We start from the raw sequence: 13,240 nt of genomic DNA, 5'->3' as shown, positions 1-13,240 counted from the left end.
GTGGTCTTGCGCGGCTGCATAGCATCTGCGCCAGCGGTGTCGAGGGGGCGGCAATCAACTGCCGGGATCATGTTCGGGCTGCGGGCATTCCTCGCCCACGACAGTGCCGTCATAGGCCTTGGCACCGCAATCGTTCAGCTCGTTCCAGGCGAATCCGCGGCCATCGTCGGTGATGACCACGATGCGGTCGACGCCGTAATGCACGTTCTTCTGCCCCATAAACACCCGCGCGCTGCCGTTCTGGATCTGCGCGGCAATGGCGGCGGCGTCAAAACAGTCAAACCAGCCCGGCGCATTGCGCGGATCGGCCCCCGCGATGTCCCAATAGGTCTGCGACAGCGCGGCGGGGTCGGCGGTGGTGTCAAAACAGGCGCGATAGCGGATCGGCGAGCTGTCGGCGTCAATGGCGCGAAACCCGGAATGCGGGATCGGCTCGGGCGCATCGGTCGCCAGCGACACGATGGCGACATCCTCCGGGCCGCTGGCCGCGACCTCGTGGTAATAGCCATAGACCTGCAGATAATACATCGCCCCGCCTGCAATCAAACCGCAAACCAGCAGCGCGACGGCCAAGACCTTGCCCATCATGACGCAGCCCGCCGCAACCGGCGCAGGCTCATGCCGCCTGCCGCCCTCCGGCGGCGGTCATCACGAAAGCATCCGCGCATTGCTTGGCCAATGCCCGCACCCGCCCGATATAGGCCTGCCGCTCGGTCACCGAAATCACCCCGCGCGCGTCCAGCAGGTTGAAAATATGCGATGCCTTGATGCATTGATCATAGGCGGGATGCGCCATGATGATGCGCTTGCCGGTCTTGGGGTCGTCCGCCGGATGCGACAGGATCGCGGCGCATTCGGCTTCGGCCTCTTCAAAGTGACGCAACAGAACTTCGGTATCCGCAATATCGAAATTCCACCGGGCGTATTCCTCTTCGGTCTGTTTGAACACGTCGCCATAGCTCAGCGGTATGGGCGATTGCGGATCGTTGAACGGCATATCCATGACGTGATCGATGCCCAGCACATACATCGCAAGACGCTCCAGCCCATAGGTCAGCTCGCCGGACACCGGGGCACAATCATGGCCGCCGACCTGCTGGAAATAGGTGAATTGCGACACTTCCATGCCATCGCACCAGACCTCCCAACCCAACCCCCAGGCCCCCAGCGTCGGCGATTCCCAATCGTCTTCGACAAACCGGATGTCATGCAGTTCCATGTCGACGCCGATGGCCTGCAGGCTGCCCAGATACAGCTCCTGCAGATCGGGCGGGCTGGGTTTGATCAGCACCTGATACTGATAGTAATGCTGCAACCGGTTCGGGTTCTCGCCATACCGCCCGTCGGTGGGGCGGCGCGACGGCTGCACATAGGCCGCCGCCCAGGGCGTGCTGCCCAGGCTGCGCAGCGTGGTCGCCGGGTGAAACGTGCCCGCCCCGACCTCCATGTCGTAGGGTTGCAGGATGGCACAGCCTTTGGCCGCCCAATAGGTTTGCAGACGCAGGATGATCTCCTGAAAAGAGCGGGGCGGCGTGGTCTGATCGGTCATGCGGCGGCTTCCCTGTCGGTGTGGCGGTCGTGCGGCCCCGGCCCGCAAGGGCGGTTTCAGGGCCGGTTTTACCTAAGCCCGACGCCAGGCGGGGTCAACGGCGCAAAGCAGTCCCGTCAGGTTTGAATGCGGCTTGAAAAGGCATGGCAATTTTAACGTTTTCCTGATTATCTGCACGAAACCGAAAGCAGGCTGAGATTGAATGATGACAAGAGTATTCGCGCTACTGGTATGGGCGCTTGCGGGACTGACCGGCACCGCGTCGGCGCAACAGGGCAATGAAACCGGGGTCTGGGTCCAGATCGAGGCCCATCCCAGTCTGACCACCGCACAACAGCGCGCCCAGGACTATGCCGCCCGTCTGGCGGATGTGAACGGCTTTTCGCTGGGCGGCAGCTGGTATGGCATTCTGCTGGGTCCATACCTTCGCGACGATGCCGAACGCGTGCTTCGCACCTATCGCGCCGACCGGCTGATCCCCCGCGACAGCTTTATCGCCTATTCGCGCAATCTGGGCGCGCAATACTGGCCCGGCGGGGCCAATGTACTGAACCGCGGCGTGATCGCCGCCCCGCAACCCGCGGCCCCGACCGTGGCGGCGCAGACCGCCGAGCCGGTTACCCCGGCCGATGAAACCCCCGCCGAGGCACGGCGCGGCGAACGTCTGCTGAGCGCCGGACAACGCAAGGACCTGCAAACCGCCCTGCGCGCGGCGGGGTTCTATAACGCGGCCATCGACGGGGCCTTTGGCGCGGGCACCCGGCGCTCGATGGCCGATTGGCAGCTTGCAAGCGGTTACGAGCCCACCGGCGTGCTGACCACCCTGCAACGTCAGGCGCTGATGGATCGCTACAATGCGCCGCTGATCAGCACCGGCATGCGCCGGGTGCACGATGTGGGTGCCGGAATCGAAATCGACCTGCCCATGGCCGAGGTCGGATTTGCCCGTTACGAACCGCCCTTTGCCCATTACGACGCTACCGGCGATCTGGGCGTGCGGCTGTTGTTGATCAGCCAGCCGGGCACACGGGCCACCCTGTACGGGCTGTATGACATCATGCAGACGCTGGAGATCGTGCCGCTGGACGGTCCGCGCAACCGCGGCAAGGACCGCTTCACGCTGGAAGGGCGCGGCAAGGGCATGGTGTCCTATACCGAGGCGGCGCTAGCGGACGGCCAGATCAAAGGTTTCACGCTGATCTGGCCCGAGGGCGATGAGGCCCGCCGCCTGCGGGTTCTGGACGCGATGCAGGCCAGCTTCACCCGCACCGACGCGGTGCTGGATCCCGCCACCGGGGACTCCGCGCAGAGTGTCGATCTTCTGTCCGGGCTTCAGGTGCGTAAACCCCGGCTGACCCGGTCGGGGTTTTATGTCGATAACCGGGGCGCGGTGGTGACCACCGCCGATGCCATCGAGGGCTGCGCCAGAATCACGCTTGACGATGAATACCCTGCACAGGTGGCGGTCTCGGACGCCGGGCTGGGGGTTGCGGTGCTGCGTCCGACGCAGGCCCTGGCGCCGATGTCGGTGGCCCGGTTCCGCCGCGACAAGGGCCGCCTGCAATCGCCGGTCACGGTGTCCGGGTTCAGCTATGGCGGCGTTCTAGGCGGACCGACCCTGACCCACGGCACGCTGGCCGACGTCAAGGGGCTGGCCGGTGAATCCGAGTTGACCCGCCTGGCATTGAACGCCCTGCCCGGCGATGCCGGCGGTCCGGTGATCGATGCCGCGGGTGGCGTGCTGGGCATGCTTCTGCCGGCCCGGAACCCGAACCGCGACCTGCCACAGGATGTCAGCCTTTCCGCCGATGCGGGCGCAATCCGCGCGGTTCTGGATCGGGCCGGGTTGCAGGCAGCCGACAGCGACCAGACCGACAGCCTGGCACCGGGCGATCTGAACCGCGTCGCCTTTGGCATGACCGTTCTGGTCAGCTGCTGGGACTGACACCGTCACAAACACAGATGCCGCAGCGCTTGCGGCTGCGGCATCTCACTTCCCGGTCGGCGGTATCACTCGCCAGAGGACCAGATCGTCTTCCAATCCTCAGCCATATCGACCAACAGCCAGCCCCGGTCCCCGGCCTCGTCCAGCCCCCGTTCCAGCCCGCCGATGCTGCTGTCGCGATCATAGGCATATTCGCGCTCTGCATCGGTGTGATGCACGATCATCCCGAACCGCGCCCCTTCTCCTGCCGTGGTCCATTCCAGCATCTGGAAATCGCCATCCGAATTGCCCGCTGCAAAGATCGGCCGCCGCCCAATGCGGGTGTCGATGGCGATCGGCTTTCCCTCTTTGTCGTCATTAAAGAACAGGCCCGGATCCTTCATCACCACCGGGTCGCCGTCAATCACCTGATAGCTGGAATTCAGAATGGTGCCGATCACCTGTTGCGGGGGAATGTTATATGCCGCGTCGGCAAAGGCGCGCATAAAGTGGATACTGCCGCCGGACACGATATAGGTTGTGAACCCCTCGTCGCGCAGATAGCGCAACAGTTCCAGCATCGGCTGATAGGTCATGTCATCAAACGCGCGGCCGGTATCCGGGTGCCGCGCGGTCTGCATCCAGCCCTGTACCACCTCGGTGAACTCATCGACCGAAATACCGCTGTGCGAGGCGCTGATCACCTCGAACAGCCCGTCCCTCCCCTGGGCAAACACGCCTTTGATGTCCCCGGCCGCCGCCGCCTTCAACGCATCGCTGGTCAAAATCGACGGATCCTCCCTGGCCAGTTCCGCAACCCGGTTCACCGCGAACAGAAGCTGGGTATAGACCGGCTGCTCGACCCAAAGCGTACCGTCGTTGTCAAACACCGCGATCCGTTCGGCGGGGCTGACATAGCTGTCGCCATCCACATCCGTGACCCGTGCGACAAATTCGGTGATCCGGGCCTTGGCATCGGTATCGTTCCATGATGGCAACGGATCGGCCTGCCCCGCCCCCGCCATGACGATCATCACCACGATCATAGGTCGCAACGACATGATAACTCTCCCTGCTGGATAACTCAGGCCCAACAGGACCGGTCCGGTTGCATCTTGTCAACCGCGCAGGATATCCGGCGTGACATGGACCAGCGTCGGCCCATCGGCCGCAAACGCCGCCCGCACCGCCGCCTGCAACTGCTCCAGCGTTTCGGGGGCCACCGCATGGGCTCCAAACGCCTCGGCCAGCTTGCAGAAATCCGGGTTGCGCGCCATCACCGCGTTGGGGGCGATCTGCGCACCTGTCATGCTGTCCTCGATCTCTTTCAGCTTGCCATTGTCCCACAGGACGATCGGCAGCGGCAGACCCAGTTCGACCGCCACGCCCAGCTCGGCCATGGTGTAATGGAACCCGTAATCGCCAATGATCGCCATCGTCGGCAGACCGGGCCGCCCGACCGCCCCGCCAATCCCCGCAGGCAGCGCATAGCCCAGCGTCCCAAAGCCGTAAGGGTGATGCCAGTGGCCGGGCCGATCCATCGCCCAGATCTCTTTCGCCACATAGGCGAACTGGGTCATGTCGGAATAGATCATCGTATCGGCCGGCAGGGCCGCACGCAGGACCTCGCAGATCGGCACGATGCCGGGGCGCTCGGACTCGGTTTCGGCCCGCCAGCGCGCACAGGCCTGCGCGACCTCGTCCTCGGTCCAGTCGGTGTTTGCCGCGCGGCCTTCGGTCGCCGCCTGTAACACATGTGCCACCTGTGCGGCATCCGCCAACAGCTTGACGGTGGCGCGCTGGCCATCCGCCAGGATGGCCGGATCGATATCCACCCGCACCAAAGGTGCCGTATGGCCCAGCTCGCTCCGCCACAGATCGACCTCGGCCAGTTCGGTGCCCACCGCCACCACCAGATCGGCGCCTCCGATCACCTCGGCGCTGCCCGGCCGCGCCAGGGTCGAGCCGAAATCCAGCCCATAGCCCGCCCCGACACAGCCGCGCCCGGCATAAGTCTGAAAACAGGCCGCGCCCAGCTGGCGCATCACCTGCCGCCAATCGGCCCCGCGCGCGCCGCCACCCAGAATGAACAGCGGACGGCGCGCCGCCTTCAACAGTTCCAGCAGCGGCGCGATATCCGCCGCGCTCCCCTGCGTCCGCACGGCGGGCAAATTCGGTGCAGGGGCCCGGTCGGCCTCGGCCCGCAGCTGTGCGATCGGCACCTGAATATGCTTGGGGCGCGGACGCAAGGTTTCAAACTCCTCGAACGCCCGCTCGATCAGCCCATACGCCGCCGCCGCCGTCAGCGCGGTTTCGGACCAGTCACAGACGGTCGCGGCGGCGATTTCCTGATCCTTCATCTGGTGCAACTGCCCCCGGCGCGCGGCGGTCTCGTCCAGACACGAGGAAATCGCCAGCACCGACACCGAATCGGAATAGGCCTGCCCCAGCGGCGTCAGCGTGTTGCACAGGCCCGGTCCGGTGATCACATAGACCACGCCGGGCCGCCCGGTGGCACGGGCATACCCATCGGCCATGAACCCGGCCCCCTGTTCGTGCCGCGCCAGCACATGGGTGATCCCTGCCTCCTGGATACCGCGGTACATTTCCTGATTGTGAACGCCGGGAATGCCAAAGATCACGTCGACTCCGCGATCGTGCAGCATATGGGATATCTGCGCCCCCAGCGGGCGGCGGTTCGGATCGATAGCGGCCGGCATCAGGCTCTCCAGAATTGTACGGTAACAATGACATAGACCGCCATCAGTTCCAGGCGACCGATCAGCATGGCGATGGACAGAACCCATTTGGCGGCGTCATTCAACGGGGCAAAGTTTCCCGCCGGACCGATGATATCGCCCAGCCCCGGTCCGATATTGCCCAACGCGGTCGCCGCACCTGACACGGCGGTGGTGAAATCCAGCCCGGTCAGGGCCAAAAGCCAGCTGACCACCCCCAGCGTGACGACAAAGAAAACAAAGAACGACATCACCGAACTCAGCACATCGGCGGGCACGACCCGCCCCTCGTAGCGCGGCGTGAACACCCCGTGCGGGCTGCGAATGCGCTGCAACTGCGCGCGGATCGAGGCGAACAACAGCTGATAGCGAAAGATCTTGACCGAACAGGCGGTGGACCCGGCACAGCCGCCGATCAGGCCGATGAAAAAGAACAGAGTGATCAGCAGCGGCCCCCAGCTCATGTAATCGACACTGGCATAGCCGGTGCCCGAAATGATCGAGGTGATGTTGAACAGAGCCTCACGAAAGGACTGCTCCCAATGGTTCGGAAAAATCCGCTGTAATTCGAACCACATGACCAGAACCAGCACCAGAATGGTGCCCAGAAACGCCCGGATCTGCGAATCGCGCCAGATCGCCGTGGTGTTGCCGTTGATCAGCTGGACATAGCGCACAAACGGCAATGCGGCGAGAATCATGAACACCGACGCAACATATTCCGGCGGGCCGGAAAACGTGCCGAACGACGCATCGTAATTGGAAAACCCGCCGGTGGACACCGTGGTGAGCGCATGCACAAGCGCGTCGAAGAACGTCATGCCCAGGATCAGATAACAGAGCATGCAGGCCGCCGTGATCACCACGTAGATCACCGAGATACGGCTGGCGATCTGGGCCGCGCGCGGCAGGATCTTGCCCATGGTCTCAAAGGCTTCGCTGCGGAAAATCTGCATGCCCCCGACCCGCAGCTCGGGCAAAAACACCATGGCAACGACAATGATGCCGATACCGCCAAGCCATTGCAGAATGCCCCGCCACAGCAGAATGCCACGCGGCAGGGTGTCCAGCCCCGACAACACGGTCGAGCCGGTGGTGGTCAGCCCGGACATCGCCTCAAAGAACGCGTCGGTAAAGCTCAGATCGGTGGCCCCCATCATAAAGGGCATGGCCCCGAACAGCGGCAACGCAACCCAAACCGAGGTGGTGAGCAAAAAAGTCTGCTGAATGCTCAGCCCCTGTTTGACCCCGTTGGAACAGCTGATCGCAATCAGCCCACCGGTCAGAATGGTGATCACCGCGCTTTCCAGGAACACCGGCCAATGCGCGCGCCCTTCGATCAGATCGGCAAGCATGGGCAACAGCATGGTCGCACCCAAAATCGCTACCAAAAGGCCGATCACATATCCGACGGGACGCAGGTCAATCATGGGGCGCAGCGTTGGCGGCACCGGGCCGAACTGTCAAGCGCCACCCGGCCCCGTGCCAACAGGGAACGACGGCCCGCGTCTGGCGCAGGCCGTCGGTCGGCGTCACGTGGTCTTGGGCGCCGGTTTGGTTTCGGCGGTTTTTGCAGTGGTTTTTGCCGCAGTGCCCGCCGCCTTGGCGGATGCGCGACGGGTGCGCGTCTTGCGGGTGGTGGTCTTCTTGGCCGCAACCGGTGCCTTGGCCTCGGTCTCCAGCGCCATTGCGGTCTGCACCGCAGCTTTGGAGTCAGCCTTCGCAGCCGGGGCCGACGCGGCTTTCGCAACCGGGGCCGCAGCGACTTTCGCAGCCGGGGTCGGCGCAGCTTTCGCAACCGGGGTCGGCGCAGCTTTCGCAACCGGGGCTGGCGCAGCCTTCGCAACCGGGGTCGGCGCGGTTTTCGCAACCGGGGTCGGCGCGGTTTTCGCAGCCGGGGTCGGCGCAGCCTTCGCAACCGGGGCTGGCGCAGCCTTCGCAACCGGGGCTGGCGCAGCCTTCGCAACCGGGGCCGGAGCGACTTTCGCAGCCGGGGTCGCCGCAGCTTTCGCAGCCGGGGCCGCAGCCGCCTTCGCAGCCGGGGCCGCAGCCGCCTTCGCAGCCGGGGCCGCCGCAGCTTTCGCAGCCGGGGTCGCAGCCGCCTTCGCAACCGGGGTCGCAGCCGCCTTCGCAACCGGGGTCGGCGCAGCCGCTTTCGTAACAGCGCGCCCTCTCTCGGTCACAGCAGCCGTGAGGGCGCTGACCGGAAGATAGGGGGCCCGCATTGCCGAGCGTGTCATGATCTGCATGATGCGGATGTTCGTGCTGATCGCAAAACCAGCGGCGCGCATGTACGCCGCTTGGATGTGCAGCGGGTTGGGAATGGGTGTCATGTTGAATTGCTCCGTATTTCGATCTGTCATTCTGTCTGCTGGCCAAAGCCAAAGCACCGCGGCCCGCGATCGGCCAGCCGCGCCCGATTGGCGATTGTGCGGTCCGACAACGGCCCGATCACCGCCTGCATCACCCGGTCCGGGCCACGCCCGTTCAGGGCGGTCAAAACGCCTGCAACCAGAGCCTCGGTGAAAGCCGGAGCCTTTTCGCGGATCATCTCGTCACATTCCCCCGGCGGAACCGACCAGGTTCCCGACATGCCCCACAGCCGCATCGCCACGATACATTGGGTGTCCACCGTCATCTGCGCGACGGAATTCCAGGTCTTGGCCATATCGCTCGCGCGGTCGATGGTTTCGTGCATATGCTCACGCCTCCGCCTCATGCCCCGCCCCGGAGAATCCGGGCCATCGCACACGGGCTTTTTGGCACCATATCACGTGATTCGCGCGGATGCAGCAATTTTTGCTGCACTGCGGCATTTCTGCAGGATTACGCCTCTATCCCCTGTACGGCTCGGGGAAATTCCCGGGTCCAACAGGCCGGTTTCAGCCCGGATGTACCAGGGTAGAGAACAGTTTGGGGTCCAGACTGCCGCTGGCAAAGGTCTCGCCCTGAATCAGGATACTGACCGCATCGTGGCTGTGCAGGCTTTCCTGATGACTGGCGACAACCCGGAAATCCGCGATCCTGTGATCCGCCTGCAACTGCTCACAAAACAACCGCGCCGCGTCCTCGACAAAAATCGGATTGGCGGCGTTCAACTCGGCAAAGGCCTGTTCGTCCTCGCGTTTGACCATCACCTGGGTTTCGGTCGGCACCGCGCGGCGGCAGGCGTCGATCAGGTCTTCGAACCACAGGCAATCGGATTCGCGATCCAGCTGAACCGAAATCCGCGCCACCGAGCGTTGCGAATGCGGCGTCGCCAGTTGCCCGCGCATCGCCCGCGCATGCTCGCTCAGCTCCAGCGAACAGGGGCAGGTCGACGAATAGACATAGTCCAGATGCATGATCTTCTGGCGCACGCCCCCGGTTTCCACCAGTTCCAGCGCGATGTCGTAATACTGGTATCCCGACAGGCCCGACCGCAGGCTTTCGACCTTCATCGGGAACGAGAACCGCATCTGGATCCGCGCATCGAAACTGTCCAGATCGGATTTGTACCCATCCAGTGCCGCTTCCATCACCTCAAAGCTGAACGTGCGTTCGGAATGGGCGTAAAAGCTGCGCATGATGCGCGACATGTTGATGCCCTTCTTGTCCGCCTCCAGACTCACTGTGCCGGTGATCGAGGTTTCCAGCGTCAGATCGCCGGAATCGCGGGTGTGAAACCGGATCGGCAGGCGGAAATTCGAAATCCCCACGTGCTGGATCTGCTGTCTGGAACCCCGGATCAGACTGGACGGCCCGTTCTGCAGATCCGGCAGGCTGTCGCGATAGGCAGCATCGACGACAAAATCCTGCGGATAGCTGCGCGACAGCGACGGGTAATTCAGCCCTGTCTGCGGCAACAGCCGCGCAACCGACGGATCAAGCGCCAGGATCTCGGCCTCCGATGCCTGCCGTGCCCAGGCCCGCAGCACATTCAACGCCGCTTCGGCCTCGCTCCGGTCGGGCAGTTGCTCGCGTTCAGGCGTATGGATGTTCATATCACGCTCCGATCTTGCCCGGCTGGGCGGTTGCAGACTCTAACATAGGGCCGGATTGCACATTTAGCCAATCATCTCGTCAGGCATCTGGAAGATTTATTTCCTGATGGGAAAGATTCTACCCCTCTCCTGCGGTCGCGTTAACCGTCTGGCGGCGCATGCCCTGTTAACCCGCCCCGATACGGCCCCGCGTATGGACGCGATATGTACAGGGTATGTACGGGGATCATACGGTGAAAACCGCCGTTAACCCAACCCGTTCAGCCAAACAAAGTCATTTTGGACCCATCCCGGCCACACCCGTTTACCTTTTGTCAACTTGGGTTGACGAAGACTCGGTTCGGGCTCCAAGATCGGTTTCAAAAGGTCGTAACGCGGCAACCGGGACCGGGCGGATGTTTTCTGCTACAAGACCCGTACCGAACCATTACACGAGGGCCTGATGGCGCGTCACTTTTCCGTTTTCTTCACGACCTTGCTGTTGCTCTGCGGGACTGTCGCGCCGGCGCAGTCCGTGGACTGGAAAACGATCGGCGATTGGCGCATCTCCTACTACCCCGGCTCGCAGGGCTGCCAAGCCTTTGTTCTGTACGAAGATTACACCGCCTTTTTCATCGGCTTCGACCACACCCGCAAGACCCCGGCGCTGGATGTCACCATTCTGGACCGGCGCTGGTCGGCGATGAAGGACGGGGCCGAATACAAGGTGCAACTGCGCTTTGGCACCCAGCCCGCCTGGACGCTGAACATGGATGGCGTGATGCTGAACGGCCTGCCGGGGCTGAACATCCTGATCGACGCCACCGATGCGCATCAGTTCATTGCCCAGTTCCAGCGCGAACGCACGATGCAATGGCAGCACGGCGAAACCCGCCTGGGACGCTATCCGCTGACCGGTTCGCGCAAAGCCTTTGAAGAGATCCGCCGCTGTCAGGCCCACCACGACGCCACAGCATCCGGCGCCATACGCCCGATGGCCCGCACGCCCGAAACCCAGGTCGAACAGACCGCCGCAGCCGAATAGAAAATCCCATTAAGATACTGTAAAGATTAAATAATAAAGGCCACGCCGATACTGGAGCAAACCAAAACGGTTGCAACGGCACATTGTCAGGGGCAAGGTTCTCCCGGTATTTTCGGAGGATTACCATGCGCGACTTCGACCGGATTTTCGACATGGCTGCCGCCCGCCACGGCGGTAAGACGGCGCTGAACGCACAGCTCACGCCTCCCGAGACCCGCGAAAACCTGGCGCAAGTCCCAGAAGATCGCTGGCTGTCCACCCTGACCAAATGCGTCTTTCAGGCCGGCTTCAACTGGAAAGTGATCGAAGCCAAATGGGACGGATTCGAAGCCGCTTTTGACGGCTTTGACGTCGGCAAATGCGCCATGATGGATGACGAAAAATTTGACGCCCTGCTGCGGAACCCGGCCATCGTCCGCAACGGCACCAAGATCGCCACGGTGCGCGACAATGCCGCCTTTCTGCTGGACCTGCGTCAGGACGGCGGCGCGGGAAAGGTATTCGGCAGCTGGCCTTCGACCGACTATATCGGGCTGCTCGATCTGCTGAAAACGCAAGGCTCGCGCCTGGGCGGCAGCACGGCGCAATATGCCATGCGCTTCGTTGGGCGCGACGGCTTCATCCTGTCCCGCGACGTCACCGCCCGCCTGATTGCCGAGGGGGTAATCGACAAACCCGCGACCTCGAAAACCGCCCTGCGCGCCGTGCAGAATGCATTTAACACCTGGATGGATCAGTCCGGGCGCCCGCTGACCGAGATCAGCCGCGTTCTTGCTATGAGCCTTTGACCCGGCTCAGAAAAATCGCGTTTTGCGCATCCGGTGTCTACCCCACCTCAGAGCAACGGGCTATCATCGTGTCATGATCCTGCGCACCCTTCTCATCCTGTCCCTGCTCGCCGCTTGCGGCCGCCCCCTGACCGAAACCGAAACGCAGTTCGCCAAGGCTCTGCAGGGGTCGCAGCTGGACACAAGCCGGGTGCGGCTGGTCAAGGGCGCGCCCGTCGCCGCCGTCACCTTTCGCCGCAAACCGCGTCCGCGTATTGCCTGTCGAGAGCGCATTCTGCCCCCGGTAAAAGAGGCCGTGGTGACCAGCAAACCGGCGGCTGTCACCCTGTTCAACCGGGTCTTTTTTGTTGGTGACTGGTACCTGGACAACTACATGCCCGACTATCCCGAACGTATGTACCTGATCCAGTCCATGCTGCTGGCGCATGAACTGACCCACGTCTGGCAGTGGCAGAACCGGGGCCGTACCGGCTATAGCCCGATGCGCGCCGCCGCCGAACACGGCAGCGTGGACGACCCCTATCTGTTCGATCTTGACGGCGCACCGGACTTTCTGAGCTATGGGTTTGAGCAACAGGGCGCGATTGTCGAAGAATACGTTTGCTGCCGCGCCCTGGCACCGGATGCGCCGCGCACACAACGGCTGCACGCCATGTTGCGGGAGAGCTTTCCGGTCGCGGACCTGCCCGGACCCCAGCGCGAAAGCAATGTCTATCTTCCGTGGAAAGGTGCCGAACTGGACGGGATCTGCGCCTAGCTCACAGGGTACGATCCAAAGCGGCCAGGTGACCATATTCGATGTGCCCTGACAACGGTCCCGGCGGGCAGTCCACACGCATACGCAAAGCCGCGCGCGTTCAAGGGATTCGCTTTTACCGCCGGCAGAAGACCCGCAAACTGGCGCGCTAACGCGCCGCTTTCAGCCGGTGCAGACCGGGATCCGCTTCTGAAAATATCGAGCGCAATGCTGTTCTTCGCTGTCCCATGCCTGTCGTACAAAACAAGGCGGTTCCGTCTATCCGGTCAAAGGGACGGTCACCGAACAGATCCGGGCCCGCGCGATGCCCCCTGGACGGACGCGGTACAGGCACCGTACTCCGGTGGTACAAGGGTCTGGACGGCTTGGCCCATTCCTTTTCAGCAGATTACTGCGCAAGCTTTCAAGATGACTGGTGCCGACTCCCGTATCTGCCGCCACACTCACCCGATCTCAGTCAGCCTTCTCGTGGCTCAA

General features: G+C 63.2%; 12 protein-coding genes. 5 read left to right on the top strand and 7 right to left on the bottom strand.

All coding sequences use genetic code 11. From position 1 onward, the window contains the following. Positions 1 to 54: 54 nt before the first annotated feature. Complete coding sequence (locus NANH_RS0102350; protein WP_027260598.1) at positions 55 to 588, bottom strand: DUF6446 family protein; 534 nt, start codon at positions 586 to 588, stop codon at positions 55 to 57. Between the two features lie 28 nt (positions 589 to 616). After that, the gene (locus NANH_RS0102345; RefSeq protein ID WP_027260597.1) at positions 617 to 1,549 is read right to left on the bottom strand and encodes a glycine--tRNA ligase subunit alpha; all 933 of its coding nucleotides are present in this window, start codon (positions 1,547 to 1,549) and stop codon (positions 617 to 619) included. 205 nt (positions 1,550 to 1,754) lie between these two features. Between NANH_RS0102345 and NANH_RS0102340 the strand changes: the two genes are divergently transcribed. Next, positions 1,755 to 3,494, top strand: coding sequence for a serine protease (locus tag NANH_RS0102340; protein WP_027260596.1), 1,740 nt, complete (start codon positions 1,755 to 1,757; stop codon positions 3,492 to 3,494). 65 nt (positions 3,495 to 3,559) lie between these two features. Here the strand turns inward: NANH_RS0102340 and NANH_RS0102335 are convergent, their stop codons facing one another. Genes NANH_RS0102335 through NANH_RS0102325 form a run of 3 tightly spaced genes read right to left on the bottom strand, consistent with a single transcriptional unit; the run spans position 3,560 to position 7,641 of the window. Beyond that, entirely contained in the window at positions 3,560 to 4,534 is a 975-nt protein-coding gene (locus NANH_RS0102335) for an HAD family hydrolase (RefSeq protein WP_051372206.1), read from the bottom strand. Between the two features lie 57 nt (positions 4,535 to 4,591). Beyond that, positions 4,592 to 6,193: a thiamine pyrophosphate-binding protein gene (locus NANH_RS0102330; protein ID WP_074920525.1), complete on the bottom strand. Its 1,602-nt coding sequence runs from the start codon at positions 6,191 to 6,193 to the stop codon at positions 4,592 to 4,594. Further along, positions 6,193 to 7,641 carry a TrkH family potassium uptake protein gene (locus NANH_RS0102325; RefSeq protein ID WP_027260593.1) on the bottom strand — a complete coding sequence of 483 codons (1,449 nt, stop codon included), beginning with the start codon at positions 7,639 to 7,641 and terminating at the stop codon, positions 6,193 to 6,195. Before NANH_RS0102325 ends, NANH_RS0102330 begins: the two co-directional genes overlap by 1 nt. On the opposite strand from NANH_RS0102325, the gene NANH_RS29040 reads away from it, so the two are divergent. Next, on the top strand, positions 7,640 to 8,425 hold the full coding sequence (locus tag NANH_RS29040; RefSeq protein ID WP_154665554.1) for a hypothetical protein: 786 nt from the start codon (positions 7,640 to 7,642) through the stop codon (positions 8,423 to 8,425). The genes NANH_RS0102325 and NANH_RS29040 overlap by 2 nt on opposite strands. A 145-nt stretch (positions 8,426 to 8,570) precedes the next feature. Here the strand turns inward: NANH_RS29040 and NANH_RS0102315 are convergent, their stop codons facing one another. Together NANH_RS0102315 and folE2 are read right to left on the bottom strand one after the other, a co-directional pair. Next, positions 8,571 to 8,909: a hypothetical protein gene (locus NANH_RS0102315; protein ID WP_051372204.1), complete on the bottom strand. Its 339-nt coding sequence runs from the start codon at positions 8,907 to 8,909 to the stop codon at positions 8,571 to 8,573. A 184-nt stretch (positions 8,910 to 9,093) separates the two neighbouring features. After that, entirely contained in the window at positions 9,094 to 10,194 is a 1,101-nt protein-coding gene (folE2, locus tag NANH_RS0102310; protein WP_027260591.1) for a GTP cyclohydrolase FolE2, read from the bottom strand. Positions 10,195 to 10,636: 442 nt separating this feature from the next. Here folE2 and NANH_RS0102305 point away from each other — a divergent pair, with 442 nt between their 5' ends. The 3 genes from NANH_RS0102305 to NANH_RS0102295 all read left to right on the top strand — a co-directional run bounded on the left by NANH_RS0102305 (position 10,637) and on the right by NANH_RS0102295 (position 12,763). Next, the gene (locus tag NANH_RS0102305; RefSeq protein ID WP_027260590.1) at positions 10,637 to 11,218 is read left to right on the top strand and encodes a hypothetical protein; all 582 of its coding nucleotides are present in this window, start codon (positions 10,637 to 10,639) and stop codon (positions 11,216 to 11,218) included. 125 nt (positions 11,219 to 11,343) lie between these two features. Beyond that, complete coding sequence (locus NANH_RS0102300; RefSeq protein ID WP_027260589.1) at positions 11,344 to 12,006, top strand: DNA-3-methyladenine glycosylase I; 663 nt, start codon at positions 11,344 to 11,346, stop codon at positions 12,004 to 12,006. A gap of 73 nt (positions 12,007 to 12,079) precedes the next feature. Next, a complete protein-coding gene (locus NANH_RS0102295) occupies positions 12,080 to 12,763 on the top strand; it encodes a hypothetical protein (protein WP_027260588.1) in 684 nt (227 codons plus the stop codon). Positions 12,764 to 13,240 lie beyond the last annotated feature (477 nt).

Origin of the sequence: Sedimentitalea nanhaiensis DSM 24252 (assembly GCF_000473225.1) — a bacterium.
In the GTDB taxonomy this organism is placed as follows: domain Bacteria; phylum Pseudomonadota; class Alphaproteobacteria; order Rhodobacterales; family Rhodobacteraceae; genus Sedimentitalea; species Sedimentitalea nanhaiensis.
This window is presented reverse-complemented; position numbering and strand designations above follow the sequence as displayed.

Bases quoted from the DNA above. Each gene is read 5' to 3' on its own strand.
- NANH_RS0102350 (WP_027260598.1), bottom strand. From the start codon at position 588: ATGATGGGCAAGGTCTTGGCCGTCGCGCTGCTGGTTTGCGGTTTGATT.
- NANH_RS0102345 (WP_027260597.1), bottom strand. From the start codon at position 1,549: ATGACCGATCAGACCACGCCGCCCCGCTCTTTTCAGGAGATCATCCTG.
- NANH_RS0102340 (WP_027260596.1), top strand. From the start codon at position 1,755: ATGACAAGAGTATTCGCGCTACTGGTATGGGCGCTTGCGGGACTGACC.
- NANH_RS0102335 (WP_051372206.1), bottom strand. From the start codon at position 4,534: ATGTCGTTGCGACCTATGATCGTGGTGATGATCGTCATGGCGGGGGCG.
- NANH_RS0102330 (WP_074920525.1), bottom strand. From the start codon at position 6,193: ATGCCGGCCGCTATCGATCCGAACCGCCGCCCGCTGGGGGCGCAGATA.
- NANH_RS29040 (WP_154665554.1), top strand. From the start codon at position 7,640: ATGGGGCGCAGCGTTGGCGGCACCGGGCCGAACTGTCAAGCGCCACCC.
- NANH_RS0102325 (WP_027260593.1), bottom strand. From the start codon at position 7,641: ATGATTGACCTGCGTCCCGTCGGATATGTGATCGGCCTTTTGGTAGCG.
- NANH_RS0102315 (WP_051372204.1), bottom strand. From the start codon at position 8,909: ATGCACGAAACCATCGACCGCGCGAGCGATATGGCCAAGACCTGGAAT.
- folE2 (WP_027260591.1), bottom strand. From the start codon at position 10,194: ATGAACATCCATACGCCTGAACGCGAGCAACTGCCCGACCGGAGCGAG.
- NANH_RS0102305 (WP_027260590.1), top strand. From the start codon at position 10,637: ATGGCGCGTCACTTTTCCGTTTTCTTCACGACCTTGCTGTTGCTCTGC.
- NANH_RS0102300 (WP_027260589.1), top strand. From the start codon at position 11,344: ATGCGCGACTTCGACCGGATTTTCGACATGGCTGCCGCCCGCCACGGC.
- NANH_RS0102295 (WP_027260588.1), top strand. From the start codon at position 12,080: ATGATCCTGCGCACCCTTCTCATCCTGTCCCTGCTCGCCGCTTGCGGC.